General features: G+C 44.3%; 14 protein-coding genes. 5 read left to right on the forward strand and 9 right to left on the reverse strand.

The window, feature by feature from the left end:
* Positions 1 to 49: 49 nt before the first annotated feature.
* The gene (locus NSS87_RS29255; protein WP_339243845.1) at positions 50 to 943 is read right to left on the reverse strand and encodes a LysR family transcriptional regulator; all 894 of its coding nucleotides are present in this window, start codon (positions 941 to 943) and stop codon (positions 50 to 52) included.
* A 112-nt stretch (positions 944 to 1,055) separates the two neighbouring features.
* Between NSS87_RS29255 and NSS87_RS29260 the strand changes: the two genes are divergently transcribed.
* Positions 1,056 to 1,430, forward strand: a complete 375-nt coding sequence (locus tag NSS87_RS29260) for a CidA/LrgA family holin-like protein (RefSeq protein WP_076285612.1) — start codon at positions 1,056 to 1,058, stop codon at positions 1,428 to 1,430.
* On the forward strand, positions 1,424 to 2,107 hold the full coding sequence (locus NSS87_RS29265; RefSeq protein ID WP_339243848.1) for a CidB/LrgB family autolysis modulator: 684 nt from the start codon (positions 1,424 to 1,426) through the stop codon (positions 2,105 to 2,107). Before NSS87_RS29260 ends, NSS87_RS29265 begins: the two co-directional genes overlap by 7 nt.
* A 76-nt stretch (positions 2,108 to 2,183) precedes the next feature.
* On the opposite strand, the gene NSS87_RS29270 is transcribed toward NSS87_RS29265, so the two are convergent.
* Together NSS87_RS29270 and NSS87_RS29275 are read right to left on the reverse strand one after the other, a co-directional pair.
* Entirely contained in the window at positions 2,184 to 3,152 is a 969-nt protein-coding gene (locus NSS87_RS29270; RefSeq protein ID WP_339243850.1) for a Gfo/Idh/MocA family oxidoreductase, read from the reverse strand.
* A 53-nt stretch (positions 3,153 to 3,205) separates the two neighbouring features.
* Positions 3,206 to 5,512 (reverse strand): helicase C-terminal domain-containing protein, encoded by a 2,307-nt coding sequence (locus tag NSS87_RS29275; RefSeq protein WP_339243852.1) that lies wholly within the window; start codon positions 5,510 to 5,512, stop codon positions 3,206 to 3,208.
* Positions 5,513 to 5,795: 283 nt separating this feature from the next.
* On the opposite strand from NSS87_RS29275, the gene NSS87_RS29280 reads away from it, so the two are divergent.
* A complete protein-coding gene (locus NSS87_RS29280) occupies positions 5,796 to 7,655 on the forward strand; it encodes an LTA synthase family protein (protein ID WP_042192594.1) in 1,860 nt (619 codons plus the stop codon).
* Positions 7,656 to 7,743: 88 nt separating this feature from the next.
* Here the strand turns inward: NSS87_RS29280 and NSS87_RS29285 are convergent, their stop codons facing one another.
* Positions 7,744 to 8,175 carry a MarR family transcriptional regulator gene (locus tag NSS87_RS29285; RefSeq protein WP_052404451.1) on the reverse strand — a complete coding sequence of 144 codons (432 nt, stop codon included), beginning with the start codon at positions 8,173 to 8,175 and terminating at the stop codon, positions 7,744 to 7,746.
* A gap of 248 nt (positions 8,176 to 8,423) precedes the next feature.
* On the opposite strand from NSS87_RS29285, the gene NSS87_RS29290 reads away from it, so the two are divergent.
* Complete coding sequence (locus NSS87_RS29290) at positions 8,424 to 10,118, forward strand: methyl-accepting chemotaxis protein (RefSeq protein WP_042192597.1); 1,695 nt, start codon at positions 8,424 to 8,426, stop codon at positions 10,116 to 10,118.
* Positions 10,119 to 10,213: 95 nt separating this feature from the next.
* On the opposite strand, the gene NSS87_RS29295 is transcribed toward NSS87_RS29290, so the two are convergent.
* The 4 genes from NSS87_RS29295 to NSS87_RS29310 all read right to left on the reverse strand — a co-directional run bounded on the left by NSS87_RS29295 (position 10,214) and on the right by NSS87_RS29310 (position 15,503).
* Positions 10,214 to 12,229 (reverse strand): EAL domain-containing protein, encoded by a 2,016-nt coding sequence (locus tag NSS87_RS29295; protein ID WP_339243855.1) that lies wholly within the window; start codon positions 12,227 to 12,229, stop codon positions 10,214 to 10,216.
* 228 nt (positions 12,230 to 12,457) lie between these two features.
* Positions 12,458 to 14,116 (reverse strand): hypothetical protein, encoded by a 1,659-nt coding sequence (locus NSS87_RS29300; RefSeq protein ID WP_339243857.1) that lies wholly within the window; start codon positions 14,114 to 14,116, stop codon positions 12,458 to 12,460.
* Positions 14,109 to 14,909: an ABC transporter ATP-binding protein gene (locus tag NSS87_RS29305; protein ID WP_339243859.1), complete on the reverse strand. Its 801-nt coding sequence runs from the start codon at positions 14,907 to 14,909 to the stop codon at positions 14,109 to 14,111. The genes NSS87_RS29300 and NSS87_RS29305 overlap by 8 nt, the downstream gene beginning before the upstream one ends.
* 201 nt (positions 14,910 to 15,110) lie before the next feature.
* Entirely contained in the window at positions 15,111 to 15,503 is a 393-nt protein-coding gene (locus NSS87_RS29310; protein WP_042192606.1) for a helix-turn-helix domain-containing protein, read from the reverse strand.
* 114 nt (positions 15,504 to 15,617) lie between these two features.
* Between NSS87_RS29310 and NSS87_RS29315 the strand changes: the two genes are divergently transcribed.
* Complete coding sequence (locus NSS87_RS29315) at positions 15,618 to 16,631, forward strand: NAD(P)-dependent alcohol dehydrogenase (RefSeq protein ID WP_339243862.1); 1,014 nt, start codon at positions 15,618 to 15,620, stop codon at positions 16,629 to 16,631.
* Positions 16,632 to 16,692: 61 nt separating this feature from the next.
* Here the strand turns inward: NSS87_RS29315 and NSS87_RS29320 are convergent, their stop codons facing one another.
* A complete protein-coding gene (locus tag NSS87_RS29320; RefSeq protein ID WP_339243864.1) occupies positions 16,693 to 20,421 on the reverse strand; it encodes an S-layer homology domain-containing protein in 3,729 nt (1,242 codons plus the stop codon).
* Positions 20,422 to 20,425 lie beyond the last annotated feature (4 nt).

Consider the following 20,425-nt stretch of genomic DNA (forward strand, 5'->3'; position numbering starts at 1 on the left):
AAAAAATAAAATAGCTATTTATTCGGGTTCTATAGGCTTGTGGGGAAGCTCATTTGGGTACTGTTCTCAATAGTCCCTTTGCAAAAGAAATCCATTCACGTGCTGCAAAAGATAAATAACGGTCTCTACGCCATGCCATAGCGATCTGCCAAGGAATCACCGGATCTGTCAAAGGAATGACTACCAATCGCGAGCGATCCATGTCACGGCAAATGGTTTCCGGCAATAATGCGATCCCCATTCCCGCAGCTACCATCTTGCTGATCAAGTCCCATTGTGAACTCTCATATATAACCTTCGGCTGAAATCCAGCTTTTACACATTCCGTAATAATCCGATCGTGCAGCGTGAAATCCTCCCGGAATAACACGAACTCCTCTTCAGCCAGTTCACTTAGTGGAACTAACTCTGCCTCGGCCAGCCGATGCCCCATAGGCAAAATAAGATTCAACTTCTCTTCAACAAAGGTAAAACAATGAAGTTTGGCTGTATCTACAGGCAATACGACCATTCCAATGTCCAGCAGTCCCGTTTCTACATCTTCCTCCACTTTTTTGGCCCCATCCTCATGGAGACGAATCGTAACCTGCGGATAACGTTTATGAAATTGACCAATCACCGAAGGAAAAAAGCTCGCTCCTACCATTGGAGGCAGGCCGATGCGGATGTGGCCCTGCTCCAGATTTCGTAAGTTATCCAGTTCGGAAGACAAGCTAGCGAAAGACTCCACGATATTTTGCGCTTTGGTGAACAAAATTTCCCCTGCGTCTGTAAGCCTTACACTCTTCCCTTCACGGTAGAACAAGTCCGCCTCCAGTTCGACCTCCATATTCCGAATCATTTTACTGATCGTGGGCTGTGTTATATATAATGATTCAGCAGCTCTGGTAAAGCTTTTCATTCGTGCCGCTTGAACGAAATATTCTAATTGTCGGATATCCATTTATGCGCCCCCTAATCCATAGACAAAAGGAATGTCATTTATTCGATCTATTCATTTTACCTATGAAAACAATTGATGTAAACTTTCATTATCATGAAAGGAGCGAAGCCTTATGAAAAAGATTGTTATAGGCTTGCTGCAGGTAGCGGGACTTATGTTATTCTCTTTACTTATCAATGCTGTGACCCCATTATTGCATATCCCTATTCCCGGAAGCATACTCGGAATGATTATATTGTTTCTCCTGCTTGAGTTCGGTGTCATTCGTCTGAATTGGGTAGAAGTTGGTGCTTCTTGGCTACTCGCCGAGCTCCTGCTGTTCTTCATTCCATCTGCTATAGGTGTAATGAAATACGCTAATATTCTGGAAACGGATGGATTACGCATTCTTGCCGTTGTCGTCTTAGGCACATTTGTTGTGATGGCTAGTTCCGGATTACTTACCAGTAGAATTTATAAAGCGAAGGAGCGGAAAGGATCATGTTAAACGCTCTGTTATTCTTTGCTCTCACGGTCGCGGTGTATTTACTTGCGAAACGTATCTATGCTTCTACTGGTAAAGTCTACACCTCTCCATTAATCATCACACCAGTGATTATGATCATCTTTCTGCTTATAACAGGCATTACTTATGACTCATACAATGCGGGAGGAAAATGGCTGACGGATTTGCTGCAACCAGCAACCATGGCCTTTGCCATCCCTTTGCATAAGAACTTCAAGGTACTCAAAAAGCACGCCGCCGAAATTGCGGCAGGCGTGCTATCAGGGACGATAGTTGCGGTGATCTCTTCCATACTTCTCGCCAAATGGCTGCATGTTAGCGGCGATCTGGCAGCTAGTCTGGTCCCGCGTTCGGTAACTACACCGATCGCTATGAGCATCTCGCAAAGTATCGGCGGTGTACCGAGTATTACGGCAGTCTTCGTCATTATTACCGGGATACTTGGTACAATGATGGGACCTACTGTACTTCGCATCTTCCGCATTGAGAATGAAATTGCGCGCGGTGTATCGCTGGGAACCGCTGCACATGGTACAGGAACATCCAAAGCCTTCGAGCTTAGTTCACTGACCGGAACCATCTCCAGTATTGCGATGATTCTGTCCGCGCTGTTATCTATAGGTGTGGCGCCAGCTTTGCTCGCGATATTCCTCCACTAGGCTAACCCAGCTTGGGCCAAGGGCATGTCTCTTTAGTACATCTAAAGTAGCATGTCCTTTTTCTATGAATTGAACCTTAGAACTTAACAGGCAATCCGCTTTGCGCTGAATCGTAGGCCGCACAGGTGACTTTAAGAGTTTTGTACCCATCCTCATAATCGCATAAAATGCGCGAGCGATCCCCCGTCCGTACAGCATGTATGAAGGCTTCACTTTCTACTAAATATGGGTTTCCTGTATTCGCAAATTCGGTGCTATCGCCACTTCGCACTTCCAAGAGACGATCCGGGTTCCAGTCCAAAAGTCCCCGATCATTATAGAAGCTAAGACCTACACTTCCCACCTCATCAGGTAAAACGCATGTATTTGAAATATTAGCAATAATTCCATTTTCAAGCTTCAGGGATACGGTGCCTACATCTGCCACGCTCACACCTTCATGCTGCTCATGCATAATCCGGTTTCCGAACATGCCGTAAACTTCCTTTACTTCTCCGGCTAGATAGCGCACCAAATCAACGATATGTGTAGTCTGCTCTGTGAATTGTCCTCCGGATTGCTTCTGATCACGCCACCAAGCTACGCCTGGCATGCCGCCCATCCATTGCCCCATAATCATACCGACTTTGTCACCACGCAAAGTTTCTTTCAGACGTTTAATGTTCTCCTGATAGCGGAAATGATATCCTACCGAGGTTAACAAATTATGTTCTTTGATATCCTGAAGTAGGCTTGCGGGAATTTCAGTAGTCATACTAAGCGGTTTTTCTATAAAAAAGGGAATATCCCTCTTGATTAATGATCGTTCAATCGCACCATGAGATTGTGGAGGCACACAAATATAAACAGCATCGAGCTTCTCAGCATCCAGCATTTCCGTAATATCACCATATCCAGCAGCATCGTATGGACGTGCCATATCTTCGCCTTTAGCCTTACTGCTTCCGCAGACCGCCTGCAAACGGACATTATCCATCTCTGCTAGTAAATCAGCATGTACCTTAGAGAACCAACCCGTACCCACAATACCCACTTTTAATGTCATTCTTTTTCCTCCTGCCGATTGATTATGAATACCTTTTCATAGATTATACCCTCTTATGAGCGGATAAGATAATCTCTCCATTCTTCGGGAAGCAAATGCATGTAAGGACTCTGCAAAAAGCGATCATCCGCAAGCACAATAATGCCTGTATCTGTCTCACTTCGAATCAGTCTGCCTCCAGCTTGCAATACCTTGCACATGCCTGGGTAGACATAAGCATAATCAAAGCCATTTTTACCTCTGGCATTAAAATACTGACGCAGCAGATTACGCTCAAGACCAAGCTGTGGTAGGCCAACTCCAACAACCATTACCCCGTTGAGACGGTCTCCTGGCAGATCTACACCTTCCGAAAAGATCCCTCCGAGTACAGCAAACCCTAACAGCGTCTCGTCATTATCTGGACTAAATGCTGCTAAAAAACTTTCTCTAGCCTGCTCACTCATGCCTGTATCCTGCATCAAAGTCCGTACTTCGGGGTAATTCTCCGTAAAGGCCTGATATACGTTTTGTAAATAGAGATATGAAGGAAAAAACACCAGATAATTGCCCTTCTTTGAAACCATTTGATTCAATGCCTGAGTTAACGGGATGAGGGAAGCTTCCCGGTCATGATAACGTGTGGAGACAGGCAGCACGGTCACTTCCCATTGCTCCTTCTGAAAAGGAGATGAGACCGTTAAACTGTAATCTTCCTCCACCGCACCAATCATATCCCGATAATACGATAATGGAGAAAGCGTAGCAGAGAACAGAATCTGACTTCGAAAGCTCTTGGACATTTGTCGGAGCAAATGCGATGGATCCAAATTAAATAACTTCAAGTACACATCGCCGCGCCGAACCTCAGCATAAGTTATGTAGCGTTCATCATAGGTCTTAAAGGTGCGAAGCATCCCCTGAACTGCAAAATAGGTATCCAGGAGAACATTCTCTCCTTCTCCATTCTGAGGAACAATGCTGGCGCTCGGGTGAATAAGTTCCTGTTCCGCCTCCAAAGAAAATATCTCAAGCAAGGCTGGCAGCTCCTCCGGGAACGAAGCCCACTGCCCTTGCCCCTCTTCATTACAAATTTTGCGAAGGGAGATAAAAAAAGCATTCACCGATTTAGCTGCAGCACTCAAATTACGGTTTAATTCCTTGTACTGACGCTGGATTTCTAGAAAGGGGGCCTTCAGCAAAGAGGCAGAGAACATCTCTCGTCCCCGGTCTACCAGATTATGTGCTTCATCTACCAGAAGCACCGTTTCTCTCTTTCTCTCCTCTGTTAGCCGTTTCAGGCTGATCCGGGGATCATATATATAATTGTAATCGCAGATCACCGCATCACAGGCATAGGCTGCATCCAGCGAGAACTCAAACGGGCACACTTTATGTTTGTGAGCATACAGTGCTAGGGTGTCTCTGCTCACCAGCGTTTCATGCTCTAACAGATCCATTACCGCATCATTAATCCGATCATAATAGCCTTCCGCATAGGGACAGGAATCCTTACCGCAAATCCCTTCATCATGAAAACAGGTCTTCTCTTTAGCAGTAAGTGTGATGACATGCAGCTGGAGTCCCTGCGTCAGCAGTAGCGAGATTGCTTCTTGTGCGGCAAAACGGGTAACCGTCTTAGCCGTTAAATAGAACAATCCTTTAGCTTGTCCTTCGCCCATTGCTTTAAGGACCGGGAACAGCGTTGACATTGTTTTCCCAATACCTGTGGGCGCCTGAGCGAACAGACTGACCTTTTCTACGATGGATTTGTACACCGCTCCGGCAAAATGCCGTTGTCCCTTTCGATAAGAAGGAAACGGGAATTGTAACTCTCGAAGGCTCTGCTCTTTCTTAGCATCATGACGAACCATCATCTCAGCGTACGGAGCATATCTGGCTATGGTATCATTAGCAAATGAGATCAGTTCATCTAAAGACAACGTTCGGTACAAGCTTTTTTGCTCATCAGTAGCCCGGTGGACATAGGTAAGCTTTACTTGAATAGAAGAAAGCTCCTGCTCCAGCGATACCATATATGCGTACATCAGCGCCTGAGCCCAATGAACCTCATGTCCCTCTTCCAGCATGTCCAGCAGTCCGGAGGTTGATTTGATTTCTTCGACCGTTAGGCTCCCATCCTCCGAAACAAGCAGTCCATCACAGCGCCCATCTACAATATAGAGTAAGCTACCATAAGGGATCTCTGTTTTCAGATAGACTTCCTTGCGGTCACCTTCCTTATATTGCTTTTGGATTTTCTGATGAATTCGTGTTCCTTCAACCATAGAGGAAGTACCATGAAATCCAGGCTCAATACTACCGCTGCGAAAAACATACTCGACGAGAGTTCTAACGGATAGGGTTACAGTATGATCCAACTATTCTCACCTCCCTTAATTAGCCATATATCCTTTTTGTTCCCAATGTCTATTTCGGTCCTTTAATCGCTGTATAACCCCATGGGATAGCATAAACATTATCTTTCACCCATGCGTGTTTAACTTTACGCACTCCACAAAGCTTATACTTACGCTTTCGGTTTTTGACTTTCTTCTGCTAGCCCTGCATAATAAATTTTATTACTATGGAGTCATTTTGTCTTGGTGCTGTTTCGTCCTGTTTGAGAAATGGCGTTTTATCATGTAGAAAGAGGGGGAAGCTGTGTCATCCTTTAATATTAAACGTTGGATTATTAAACCTTTTGTGTTTTTCACAATACTTTTTATCCTAAAAGCATTTCTGGCTTGGGGCGTCATTTTTGATGATGTGCTGCCTTGGAAATCATTACTGACAGAAATCCCTTTTGCCTGGGCGCTCTTCTGTATTATTGAGCGGTTCGCCTCCAAACGAAAGCTTGGATATTACATGACAGTCAATTTATTAGTAACAGCCATCTTTTTCGCAGCCATTATGTATTTTAAATATTATGGTGTCATTGTAACTTACCATGCCGCGGAACAGGTGAATCAAGTCACAGCCGTCAGCAACAGCGTATTCTCACTGATGGATCCTTACTACCTGTTAATCTTTACAGATATAATTGTCCTAGGAGGCTATTTCTTCTTTAATAAGAAAGGCCGTGTCTATAAAAAAGAGAATATCAACCGTCGTAACGGAAAAATAAAATATAGTGTTCTATTCGCAGTCTCACTTGGTTTATGCTTGTTCAACATTTTGCCTAATAAGGCTAGTATGAACGAAATTAAGAAAGCTCAGGAGATGGGTATTCTTAACTACGAAGCCTATACGATCTTTGCAAAAGAAGAACCAGAGCTTGTGCAATCAAGTGACATTACACAAGATGCCATCAACCAAGTGAAGGGGATTAATACTGCGGTTAGTTCTCCACTTCATGGCACGGCTAAAGGCAAAAATCTTATTATCATTCAATTGGAATCCTTCCAGAACTTCTTGCTGGGTCTTGAGCTAGACGGGCAAGAGATTACACCGAACCTGAACAAGGTAATGAAGGATAGTCTTTACTTCCCTAATTTCTATCAAATGGTAGGCCAAGGGAATACGTCAGATGCAGAATTCGTAGTGAACACATCCGCCTACATCCCTCCGCGTGGTGCGGCAACGATGTCCTATGTAGATAAGGTGCTACCAAGTCTGCCACGCTTGCTTAAAGACAATGGGTATCAGACCGCAACCTTCCACACCAATGTCGTAGAGTTCTGGAACCGTGGTGAGCTGTATGACTCACTGGGCTTCGATCATTATTATGATCGCTCATTCTTTGGTGAAGATGATGTTTTCTTCTTCGGTGCTTCTGATGATACGCTCTATAGTAAAACTGCTGACAAACTGAAAGAAATGAGCAACGAGGGTCAACCCTTCTACGCTCAGATCATTTCGATGTCAGCGCATCATCCATTCACAATTCCTGAGGAAAAATACCGCATGAAGCTACCAGAGCGTTACGAAGGTACTTTTGTGGGTGACTATATCCGTTCCCAGAACTATGCGGATGATGCCTTCGGACATTTCGTAGAAGAGCTTAAAGCGAATGGCGTATGGGATAACAGCGTGATCATGATTTATGGAGACCATATGGGACTGCCTATTTATTCTCTCGATCATGATGATAAGCAATTAATGACTGAAATTTATGGTCATGAATATTCCTATGCGGATATGTTAAACATTCCTCTGCTCATTCATGCAGGAGACAGCACAGCACCACAGACCTTAGAGCAAGTCGGTGGCGAAGTGGATATTATGCCAACTGCTGCTGGTCTTCTTGGAATTTCATTAGAGAATAACCTAGTTTTCGGTCAAGATCTACTCAGTCAGACTTATAATTTACTGCCAGAAAGATATTATTTACCTTCTGGATCTTTCATTTCCAGCTCAGGACTGCTTATTCCGGGTAACAGCTTTGAAGATAATACCCAATACCCTATTTATAATGGAAAAGCACCGGCTGCTACTGAGGATGAATACAACCGAGCATTGAGACTTCTACAGCTTTCCCATAGTTACATTACGCAGCTGCCAGACAAACCAATTAAACCTTAGAACTTATCATTATTATATTTCAAAGAAGGCCACCTTCTCTCCGGAGAAGGTGGCCTTCTTTCTGTATCTATAAGCTAAAGCTAGAGATTTACCGTTCCTGATCCTCGATCATACGGTAGTACTCCGCAAACTTTTGCAGCTCTTCCGGCTTCAGTATAGATAAATGCTCAGCAAGCAGCTGTTTTGAACGGAAATGTCCTTCTTCAAGTATTTGCTGACCTTCCTCGGTGATGGTCACCACAACCGCTCTCCGGTCCGATCCATCCGTCTCACGCTTAATAAAACCCAGCGCTTCCAGGCGATCGAGCATCACGGTAATGGCACTTGATTTGACCTCCATAGACTCCGCCAGTTGTACCACCCGCGACTTTTTCTCTTTCGCTACTATATTTAACAGACCCATCTGAGGTACGGTAAGTCCGAGTTCTTTATGCAAAGTCCTTTGAGACATGATCTTACGCTGTACTCTCCACATGGATAATCCAAGACGCTCTATTAACGGATCTAATTGATGTGGCATCCTTGTTTCAACTCCCAATCCGTTTTTTAATAACACAAGCGTACCACTAGAACTGGTCAGGATTCAATGCTTTTGTCTACTAAAGATTTCATAATCACGTTTATTTCCATAATTTTTCCATCAATTTACAATATCCGACACAAAAATACTATATTCTATGTAAGGTCATAGGCTTAACGATACGCTATAATCGTAGCAGTGAGAGCGATTGTCTCCGAAAACATATTTTGTCAAGGTTGGTGCAAAGAATGAAATTGGCAACTAAATTAACTTGGATGATGTTCATCGTGTTACTTCTTGTTGGATCATCCATCGGGTTCTTCGGATACCGTACTGCGTATAAGCAAGTAGACGAAGCAGCAGGTATCGAATTGGTAGGATGCGCCAATATTACAACCGGGCTGATTGACCCATCAGATATTACCGCGTTAATTGCAGGAGATCAAAGCAAATTGGAGGCTGTCGAAGACCGGATCGGTTGGATTGTGGCACATAAGGCTATTTTTAAAGAGGCGTTCATTTTATCGCTAGACGGAAAGATCCTCGCCGCAGATTCAAGCTTCAAAGCAAGAGGTTATAAAGCAGGCGACACTTTTTATTTCTCAGATGAAGAGAAACAAATGATCACTAAATCTAAGCATTCCGCTTACTCCAAGGTTTATACATACGAAGGTACCTCACTTAAGACGGGCTACGGCCCCATCTATCAGGATCATGATCCGTCCAAGCCTATAGTCGCTCTAATGGCTATTAACTTCGATGGCCCATTAATTCAAGAACGGACCCGAGACATCATTGTTCAGCCTTTTATTATCGGGACCTCCATTCTAGTTATTGCTATTGTGGCAGCATATCTCTTAATCCGCCGAATGGTAAGTCCACTAACGAAGCTATCCAGAGGCGTAAATCTTGTTGCACAGGGTGATCTTACTCATGATCCTATTTCATTCAACAGCAAGGATGAGATTGGTACACTAGCTCGAAATTTCAACGGCATGACGCAGAGCTTGCGCATGCTCATTACCGAAGTTAATGAAACCTCCATGCAGGTGGCGTCTTCATCCGAAGAGCTCTCTGCCAGTGCACAGGAAACTAACCGTGCTGGTGAGTACAGTGTCAACGTTTCGATTGAACTTGCCGATGGAGCTAATACACAATTGCAAAATTTGGAGGGTGGATATAAGTCTGTACAAGACTTGTCACACTTCATTACAGAGATTGCAGGAAATGCTGATAACGCAATGAATAATGCTACCAGTAACGCCGAAAAGGCTCGTACAGGTCGAGAAGCAATGGACTCTACTACACAACAGATGAGCATCGTCAGTGACAGCATCACTGATTTAGCTGTCATTATTGAGACCTTGGGCGGCTACTCCAAGGAAATTGAGAATATTGTGGGCACGATTGCGAGCATCGCAGAAGAAACCAATCTGCTGTCGCTGAATGCAGCCATTGAAGCTGCAAGAGCCGGAGAAGAGGGAAGAGGCTTTGCGGTAGTTGCACAATCCGTACGCAAGCTTGCCGAGCGATCCGCCCAATCTGCTGCTCAAATCGGACAACTCGTAAGCATCATCGTAAATCAGATGGACCAAGCAGGAGAAACCATGAAGCGCTCTACAGAAGAGATGGATCAAGGCCGGGAATTAATCGTAACGGCAGGTCAATCCTTCTCCGAGATTGAGATGTCCGTCTCTGGGATGGCTTCACAAAGTCAGCAGATTTCCGGAACAGTCCGCGAGCTAGCCTCCATCTCCGATGGTCTCGTTACTACTCTACAGAATATTGTCGACGTCGCTAATCAGACAGCAAGCGGTGCGGAAACATTATCCGCCTCCTCACAAGAGCAGCTTGCAGCCATGGAAGAAGTGGAGTCAGCTGCAGGTTTCCTGTCCTCGCTAGCTGAGAAGCTACAGATTCTAATTGAACGTTTCAAAGTATAATTCTTCTTATTCATGTAAGTTCTTAAACTTAAAGGGGCTAGCGACCAAGCAGAGAAATTCTGCTTGGTCGCTAGCCCCTCTTCTATGTATTGAGATCACGACGCTGCCGTATTCGCTATAAACCACTCACCCAGCTCATGTACAGGCATCGGCCGACCGTAATAATAACCCTGCATGACTCTACAACCCAGTGATTTCAGCAATTCAATTTGCTCTGGTGTCTCCACACCTTCCGCCACGACTTCCATATTAAGATGAGTCGCAATCGCAATAATATTGCTGATAATAGCTTTCTTGGAGTGCATCTTGCTGTTACGAATAAATACTTGGTCAATCTTGAGTGTGTTCACTGGGATTTCATCCAAATTACCAAGGGAGGAGAAGCCTGTCCCAAAGTCATCCAGCGATACTCTTACCCCAAGCAATCGAAGTCTAGACAGCTGTGCAACCGTCTCTTTCATGTTATGCATCGCAATGGACTCTGTAATCTCCAGTTCGAGAAAGTGTGGCTCTAATTCTGCACATGTGAGTGCTTCCGCTACAACATCGTATAGACTCCCATCCTCAAACATCCGTGCGGACATATTAATTGAGACCGGTACGTTAGCTATCTCTTCCTTATGCCAGAACCTGTTCTGGCTACACACATCATGTAGCATCCAATAGGTAATCGGAACGATCAGTCCGGTCTCCTCTGCAATAGGAATGAATTCCGCTGGCGAAATGATCCCATGCTCTGGGTGTCTCCAGCGCAGCAGCGCTTCAAGACCCACCGTAACATTCATATATGAATCCCATTTCGGCTGATACACAACCATAAACTCAGAACGAGCCAACGCTTTTCGAAGATCCTTCTCTAGCGACATCCGCCGCAACTGATGGCGATTTACTTCCTGGTCGAACACACTGCATTTATTCTTACCTGAATCCTTAGAGGTATAAAGAGCCGTATCCGCAGCCTTCATTAGCGCTGAGCGATCAGTCCCATGCATAGGAGTCATACTGATTCCAACACTTGCAGTAACATATAGCTCATTGCCCTGAATACGATAGAATTCCTTAAGTTCATGCATAATATGCCCTGCTTCTTCCTGCGCACCCTCCAGCGTGCAATCTGGAAGAGCAATCAGGAATTCGTCACCGCCTAAACGGAAGATCTTTCCTTTATCCCCTACAGAACGAATTAATCTAACAGCGACCTCCTGTAGTAGCATATCACCTATATCATGTCCAAGCGTATCATTAATCGACTTAAAGCGATCTAGATCTACAATAAAAACAGCACCAGATCTGCTTTCAAAAAATTCATCTTTAAAATAGCGTTCTAGTCCATGTCGATTCGGCAGCTCTGTTAGCGGATCTTGATAAACCATTCGTTCAAGCACATGGCGATCCAGAAATACGGCGCCAGCAGAAACTGCGAGCATAAGTAGCGCTGCCAGCGAAAATGCCATTAACAGTATAACATCAGTCTCTACAAAAAAAGGTTTGCTTCCAGGTAAGTTGTTATATTCAAAATGACAAGCCTTTACACTTGTGTAATGCAATCCGGTAACTGAAAATCCGATAAACAACGCCGAGTATAGCTTCCATCGCTGAAACCCTCCGCATTCTTTAAACTTGTGAAACATCAATAATCCGATATAAGACGAAACCAAAACCAGAATTACAGCAACGGCTTGAATCCATATATCATAATGAATCCTCGTCGCAATCTTCATAGAAGACATTCCGATATAATGCATAGCCGAAAAGCCGCTTCCCAAGAGAATACCGCCTACTACTAAATTCCATATCTTTAACTGAGGAACAGAAGTGATCCGGAATGCCAAATAGCAGAATAACACACCAACTAATAGTGATATTATAGATCTGCCTGGATAATAATTGACCTCCGCCGGAAAGCGATTCGCCATTATCCCAACATAATGTATTGCCCAAATACCGCAGCCTAACACACAAGCTCCCGAGATCAACCACAGACGTCGGATTTTGCCAGTAGAACGTGAAACTTGCGAAATCAGATTCAGTGCAGAATAAGTAACTGTCGCCGCTAGCACAAATGATAGTAAAACAATCCAAACATTATAGTGGATTCCCATTTTATCCATTAGTTAACCTCTTCACCGGTTTTGAATCCCGTAATCGCTCAGCGTATTTCTCAAGTAAAAAATCAGTACACGAATATCAGATATGGAAGAGTGCGTAAAGATTATAGGTTATCCATAAAAAGAAACTTTAGATGTATTCTACTCTGTATTCAGAAGATTGTCTAAGTAAATACTGGAATTTATACCCTTTTTTATTACGCGAAAAATGTCCATATTTGACACAATCACTCAACCCGGAAAACTTGAACCACGACCTGTTGATGATACATTTTTGGGAAAGGTAATTCGCCATATCCATAGATTCAAAACTACCAAAACCAACAGGTAGATATAAACTCCACCCAGAAACAAAGTGAAGACATAATGAATACCTGCCATCCCCATCAGCAAAAATAATAACCCAAAGGAGTTTGCGGTGTAATCCTTCTGTTTAGCTGCCTCATATCGTTCTGAGAAAGGTAGTACCGGAGGATAAGAACGGAAACAAATGACCGCATAGATCAGCATTGCAAACAGCACGACTACCAAGTCTGGCACAATCCGCAGCCCAAACAACCAAAGATACACTATCGCTTCTATAGCGAATAAAGGTAATAGCAGGCGAACTATCGCTGCCTTAAGCATTCCACGATAGATGGGTGCGGTGTTTGGCAGAGGAATCAGCTTATAAATCCAAGAGCCTTTATAACCCGCAGAGTACCTTAGCATTAGAACAACCGTCTGAAGTAACGTCGCACCGAAATAAATCATCAGGTATGTGTTCGAATCCTTGATAGACGATGCATTCCCATCCCAAAAGATCCCAAATATAAAAATGAACGGGAAGACAATGGAATAACCGATTGCCGGATATACCTTTAACTTGAAGTCACGCTCATTCTTCATCATTGACCAGCTAAAGCGAAAAAACATGCCCTCTACCGGGTTCTTACAAGTTACTTTCGACAACCAGTCCACCATTCGGGCGTTACTCTTGCCAACGTTCCCTTGCTCTGAAAGCTTCTGTAAGCTCTTTTCGAATAAAGGCATCAGCTTAATATAAGCCACAATCAGCAGAACCGGAATTACTAAAGCTAGCACTGAAAGCACCACGAAGTGTGTATCTCTCGCCCCGCCAATCAACATCTCAAATGGAGCCGCAAACCAAATCGGAGAAATCAAATACTGCCACCATGCCGGCTTAAAAGAGAGGCTCAATTCAGCAATATCGAACAGTCTAACAACGAGCTGATACCCTACTGTAATCCCTATAGTCAAAATGATCTGTACATAATTAATAATATCTTTGAGCTTCTCCCCGTCGAAAAACTTCATGATCAGTAAATAAAGCAGCGCCGTAATGACGAGAATAAAGCAGTCCATCAGAATGATCTCAACAGCATATATTAGAAAAAATAGTACTCCCTGTTTGAACAGGCACAAAATCAGCGAAGGTCCGGTCAAGGTCAGCGTCACTGAAAATAAATAAATGAGAATGTGGATGCTCTTCGCCATGTTCAAGGTACGGCGGTTCACTGGCTTTGAAGCCAGTATGTTTTTGTCCCGAAGATCAAGCATCACGGAAGAGAAATCAGAGATCAGTGTGGTCGTAATCATAAACATCACTACACCAAACACTAGACTCATCTGCAGCATATAGTTCCCCGTTAACATCATAAGAGGAATTAACATGACGCCAAAAAGTAAATAAATCCATTGCACCCGCAGCGGCGAGCCCTCTTTCTTCTCCTCCTTCTTCTGCATTCCAGCGAGCACTGTCGGTGTTCTTCTTCCGTCCATCGTCAGTTTGACCTGCAGAATACTCCGCATCACATCATAATCAACTCCGATTCGGCTAAACCCACCTCGCAGCTTATCCAGAAGCTTCAGCACATAGAAATCAGTCATGAGAAGATACCTCTTGCATGACCGCAACAAATTCCCCAGCAATATCACGGTATTTATCAAATCCAGTTAATTGATTAAAAATATCCTCAAGCGACCCTTCGCGGCCCTTCTCTCTTAGCTCAGCAAAGCTCCCATCCGCCACGATATCTCCACCATCGATCAAAACGATCCGGCTACTGATCTTCTCAACTACATCCATGATGTGTGAAGAATAGAAAATGGTCTTGCCCCTTGCCGCCAAAGATGCAAAAATCTCCTTTACCACCATTACGCTATTGGCATCCAGACCGCTCAACGGTTCATCTAGGAACAGAATATCGGGATCATGAAGCATGCTGGAGATCAGCAGTACCTTTTGTTTCATCCCTTTGGAGAAGGTTGCGATCCGCGAATCATAAGCTTTCTCAAGACCTAGCAAGGCCATTAATTTTCCAGCCTTGTAATCCACATCACTACGCTTCATGCCATACAACTCACCTACAAAAGTTAGATACTCCCTAGCGGTGAGGCTATCATATAATTCGGCTACCTCCGGCACATAACCTATTCTTTTTTTGTAAGAAACATCTCCATCAGCAATATCCCTACCGAAAATCTCTACTTTGCCGTTATAGCCTTCTACCAGACCGAGCATAATCTTAACAGTTGTACTCTTTCCTGCCCCGTTAGGGCCGATATAGCCAATAATTTGTCCTCTGTATACCTTAAGGTCAATGCCCTTTAGCACCATTCGGTCCGTGTAGTTCATCCATAAACCAGAAATCGCAATGACTGGATCATCAGCAAGGCCCATATCCTAATCCCCTCTCTAGCGACTAATTGAAGATGTTAAAAATTACTATTTCATAAAATTACAATAATTGTATCATTGAACTGAATCCCGCTCCATAATTTAACTCACTAATCTTATATCTATGAATGCTAATGCCCTGTTCAGCACAAAAGGGAGAACCATTGGTTCCCCCTTAAAGTGTAGAGATCTATCCCACACAAATTATTCTGTTTGATCCACTTGATCATATGAAGCTCTGGCCTTTTCAACCCACACATAATTTTTACTCGTCCACTGATTTAACGCTCTCATAGGCTCAAGTAACGACACTCCTAGGGGGGTTAGAGAATACTCTACGATGGGTGGAACGGAAGGTGTAATCTCGCGTTGTACCAACCCATCTCGTTCCAGTTGCCGCAAAGTTTGAGTTAGCATTTTTTTAGAGATGCCTTCGATTCGTCTTCTGATATCACTGTAACGAATGATTCCATCTTCCATTGCATAGATGACCAAAGCTGTCCATTTATTAGAGATAATATCAAGGACCTTACTGTACCCACAAATCGATAACGAGATATCAGGCTCTACGGCATTCGTCGAAAATGGATTGTTCATATAAAGTCCTCCCGTGCACTTTTTGGTTCCCTGGACACTATAAAGTGCCTCCTTACTTAAGTGTAATTTATGGATTATTGTATGTCTATGCACTTCAAGAAGGAGAGATTGCTCATGAAAGTATACGAAATTGAAAGTGAATTTGGGCTCGATCAACTGAAGGTAGCCGAACATCCAATTCCTAATCCTCGTTCTGGTGAAGTTCGTATAAAAATGCGGGCAGTTTCCCTTAACGCTAGAGATTTAGGTGTCATTGATGGTTTTTATAACCCAATTTTGAACTCTCCTTTAATTCCGGTATCGGACGGTGTTGGTGAAGTTGTTGCTTTAGGTGAGCATACGTCCAGATTCAAGATTGGTGATCGGGTAAGCGGTATTTTTACTCAAAGCTGGATTTCGGGAGAACCTACACAAGAAAATTGGGTGAGCTCACTTGGAAGTCCGCTTGATGGGTTGCTTGCAGAATATGTTGTGCTTCCCGAGGAGGGATTGGTTCGTGTTCCAGATCTATTAACTGATGAAGAAGCGGCAACACTTCCTTGTGCTGGTGTTACAGCCTGGCATGCTATTGTTGAAGAAGGAAAGGTGAAGGCTGGAGAGACTGTAGTGATACAAGGAACGGGTGGAGTTTCACTATTCGCGCTTCAATTTGCCAAGCTTCACGGTGCACAGGTGATCATCACATCAAGCAGCGATGAGAAGCTTAAGCGTGCAAAGGGATTGGGAGCGGATTTCGGTATCAATTATTTAAAGACCCCTGAATGGGATAAGGCTGTTCTTGAGCTGACAGGGGGACGCGGGGCAGACCATATTGTTGATCTCGGTGGATCATCCACATTAAATAAGTCAATCGTGGCGCTGCGGGTGGGTGGAAGGATCAGTCTGGTAGGCGGTCTGTCGGGCTTCCAAGTCGAGGGCTTTGAAATCATCCCTGCAATTCTGAGAAAAGCACGCCTTCAAGCCATCAATGTCGGAAGCCGTGACATGTTTGAGACGATGAACCGTGCGGTTGAACAAAATGGACTTCGCCCTATCATTGACGCTGTATTTCCATTTGAACAATCTGTTGAAGCATTGCAATACTTGGCTAAGGGTACACACTTCGGAAAAATCTGCATTAAGTTATAACAGTAGAACCCCCCTGTAAAAAAAGCAGGGGGGTTCTACTGTTATATTCAGCTACCGCCAATCATTTCGATAATAGATTATAAATGACCTGTGCCGCTTGCGCTCTTGTAGTAACTTCTTTAGGACTCAGCTTGCTATTCGCTCCGGTTACTACACCTCTTTCCACCAGCGCCTGAAGGGCTTCCTGTGCATAGCCAGCAATTTCCCCTGCATCACCAAAATCAGAAAGAGCTACAGCCTTCTTCTCGGATGGCAGTTCACCTAGCGCTACAAGTGAGCGATACAGGAGTGTAAATAGCTCCTGTCTAGTGATCTGAACCTCTGGCTGGAATTGATTATCTCCCGAACCTGTGGCTACCCCAAGGCGCTTAGCAGTCGCGAGATAGTTCGTGTAATACGTATTGCCCGCATCCGCAAAATTATCAGTTGCGGTAGCGTCGGGTGTGATGCCATAAGCATTCAAGAGCAAGACTATGAATTGCCCTCTAGTTATTGCAGCATTTGGACTGTAATGCTCTGCATCCGTGCCGGATGTGATACTGCGTGCCGCAAGATAACCTACTGCACTGCTATACCACGAAGTCTCTGAAACATCCGCAAAGCTCACCTTGTTATATCCAATAATATATTGGGAGAAATGTGTGGTAACAAAATCTACGGTTCCATTGGCAGCGTTATAATTCCCGCGTACATTCTCCAAGCTTCCGTTGGTATTGATATAGTATACGATGACCGCATCTTTCTGTTCTCCTGCTTGCAATGTATACGGCACACTGATATGGATAATGCCCCCACCAAAGGTGGAAATGGTACTCTGACCTGCTTTTACCGACAAATCATAAACCGGTCTGTCCCCGAGAACGGCCTTACCTTCTGCCGTTAACGAAACCTTAGCAATGGTTATGACAATATCTCCTGCATCCGAGGCTGCGCTGATACTTGCCAAAGAGTTGGCATCGAGCGTAATCGTACCTACATTCTCATAATGAATCGTAATCTCGGCCTTTGTACCTGAGACCAACTCGTTAATTATGCTTCTCGGTAGCGTAAGCTCGGCTGTTTGGGTTTCAGAAGTAGCTGCTACTTTAATTTCAAGTACGGCTTTCTTCCCATCCGCTTCTGCCTTTTTAGCAAGATTCACAAGCTCGGTAGCCGCTTCCTTCGTGATTGTTGCTGTGGTTACTCCTGTGGTTTTATCCGTTTTGGTTGCTGCTGTTGATGATAAATTCACAGTGTTACCGGTTGTTGTTGTAGCAACCAGTTGAGGGCTTGCTGTTGGTGTTGGTGTGGTCGTGCTCGGCGCAGGATTGCTGCCGCCAGGCCCACTTGTTCCTGGGTCTGAAATAGATACATAAGCAGGGACAATAATATTAGTTACTGGACTCGCCTTATAACCTTCTTTCGCTGCGTATCGAACTTGATACGTACCTGGTATTAGACCTATAATCTCTTTATCTGGTGCATACACATAATTAGTCACACTGGACAGCTTATATTCTAAGGCTGTTGTGGTTCCTGTGATTTTTCCATCATTGTTCGCTGTAGAGGTAGGAGCTACCCCCTGTAAACCAGATGGCGCTGCTTGCTCTGCAGTGAATACTGGAACAATCACTTCTGCTGCTCTGCCTGCATTAAACCCTTCTTTGGCTGCGTATCTTACCTGATACGTTCCCGGTACCAGTCCAACGATCTCTACATCTGTTGCATAGACATAATCGGTAACTGTTGATAACTTATACTCCAACGCTTTCGTAGTCCCTGTGATTTTGCCATCATTATTGGCTGCAGTAGTCGGTGCCACCCCCACTAGCCCTACAGGAGCTGCTTGCTCGCCATAGGCCGGAACTTCAACAGTAGCATCTTTACCTACGCTGTATCCTTCTTTTGCCGCAAATCTCACATTATAAAAGCCCGGAGTAAGACCTGTGATGGCTACGCCTGTTACAGGCTTATAATCAGCTTCTCCAACACCCTTATATTCCTGCCCTTCAGCTGAGCCCGTAATTTGCCCATCATCGTTAGCTTCAGAAGTAGGAGCTACGCCTAATAGACCTGTTGGAGCTGCTTGTTGATGGATATAAGCAGGCACCTCCACACTTACATCTTCTCCAGCATTATAAGGAATGATCGTCGGTCCCGCTGCGTTCGTTGGTCCTTGATATCCTGATGTAGCCGCATATCTTACTTTATAAACACCAGGCGCAAGCCCTGTAATTGCGGATCCTGATACTGGCGTATATGCCGTATCTCCAGCCAGCTTATATTCCAAGGCCGAACTTGTGCCCAAGATTTGCCCATCTTTACTGTCTGCTGCGGTTGGTGCTACACCTGTAAGTCCAGCGGGCACAGCTTCCAGTTTAGAGAATAGCTTATCCAGAGCTGTTGTAGTGTTAGTGTATCTGGCTCCGACAGGGTAATTCGCCTGCACGTAATCCGGTTGGATGTTCGTCCAGCTGTACATAAGCTCAATATGCCCTAGAATAGGTGCATTAGTGCCGTCTGCATCTTTGTTATCCTTGTTGTACGTGAACAGATATGGAACTTGAAGTCTATCTCCAATCACGGTGTCTCCAAGCTCATTCACATAACTAATCACAGATGGTTTGGCTGCTGTATTGTTCTCGGTCTTGATATTAGTCAGATAAGTACGGACCAGATCAACATACAACTTCGCATATGGGTGATTGGTTGTTCTAATCTGAAGCTCATTATTATTGTGCGGATTGGCATTGCCCTTAGTGCCGCTGTTGTTGCTTGGTTCAGCAACCGTCACCCCAGAGTCGAGCTTCGTATCGAAGAAGTAGACCTTATCGATATTATGCTTTTTGGCATACTCATTAATATATTTGATAACCGCTTGCGTGTTGGGGCACCATGATCCACCTAACAAAATCGCATAGTTGCCATCACTTGCCAAAATTTGCTTCAGCTGATGGTAGGTCACATGTTCATACACGAGCGTACCGTCCGATTCGTTGAAGATCGTAGGTTTGCCCTCATTTTCGCCCTCGTAGTTCTTGTTAAATGCAGCCTTGATATAAGCAGATTCATCGATCCTGTTATACCCAGAAGCGGCACTAAGTACCTCTCTTACCGATGCTTTATACGCATTAACCTTCGCAGCATCAAGTGTTCCGTTCGTCAGGAACTCATTCCACGAGTAGCTTTTATCCAGATAGGATACAACAGGAGCGATATTTCCTTGTGCATCCTTGTGATCCTTGTTGTAGACCAACAGGAATGGAGATTCGATCTTATTAGCAGTTACGACATCCCCGTTTTTATTGGTATAGCTAACATTGCGTTCTGGAACATCCTTCGAGGACAGATCCAAATTCTTTAAATATTTGTTTACCAGGTCAACGTATTTGTAAGCAAATTTATTATTGCTGTCTGCAATCTGGAGCGTGTCACCGTCCAGCTTAGTATCAAAGTTATAAATCGTAGAGATGCCATATTCTTTAGCTACTTCATTGATAAAGCCGATGTCGGCCTGTGTATTCTCGCTCCAAGCGCCGCCAACCAGAACAGCGTAAGTGCCTTCACTCTCAAAAAGATGAACGATATCCTCATAGGTTGCCGTTTTAAATACATGGTCAGGATCATTCAGACGGTCATAGACATGACTGAAATAATCAAAGTGGCTTACACCACTACTTGAGCCAAAAGAAGTTAGCGCCTCTGCGTTATCCGGATTAGCATAAGCTCTTCCTGCCTGAGTAGGCAGAATTAGCAGGGAGGCTGCCAACAGCAGCGTTAGAATTTTTTTAAAGGTTAATGGTCGTATCATTATG

The sequence above is a fragment of the Paenibacillus sp. FSL F4-0243 genome, assembly GCF_037963295.1.
Lineage (GTDB): Bacteria > Bacillota > Bacilli > Paenibacillales > Paenibacillaceae > Paenibacillus_AQ.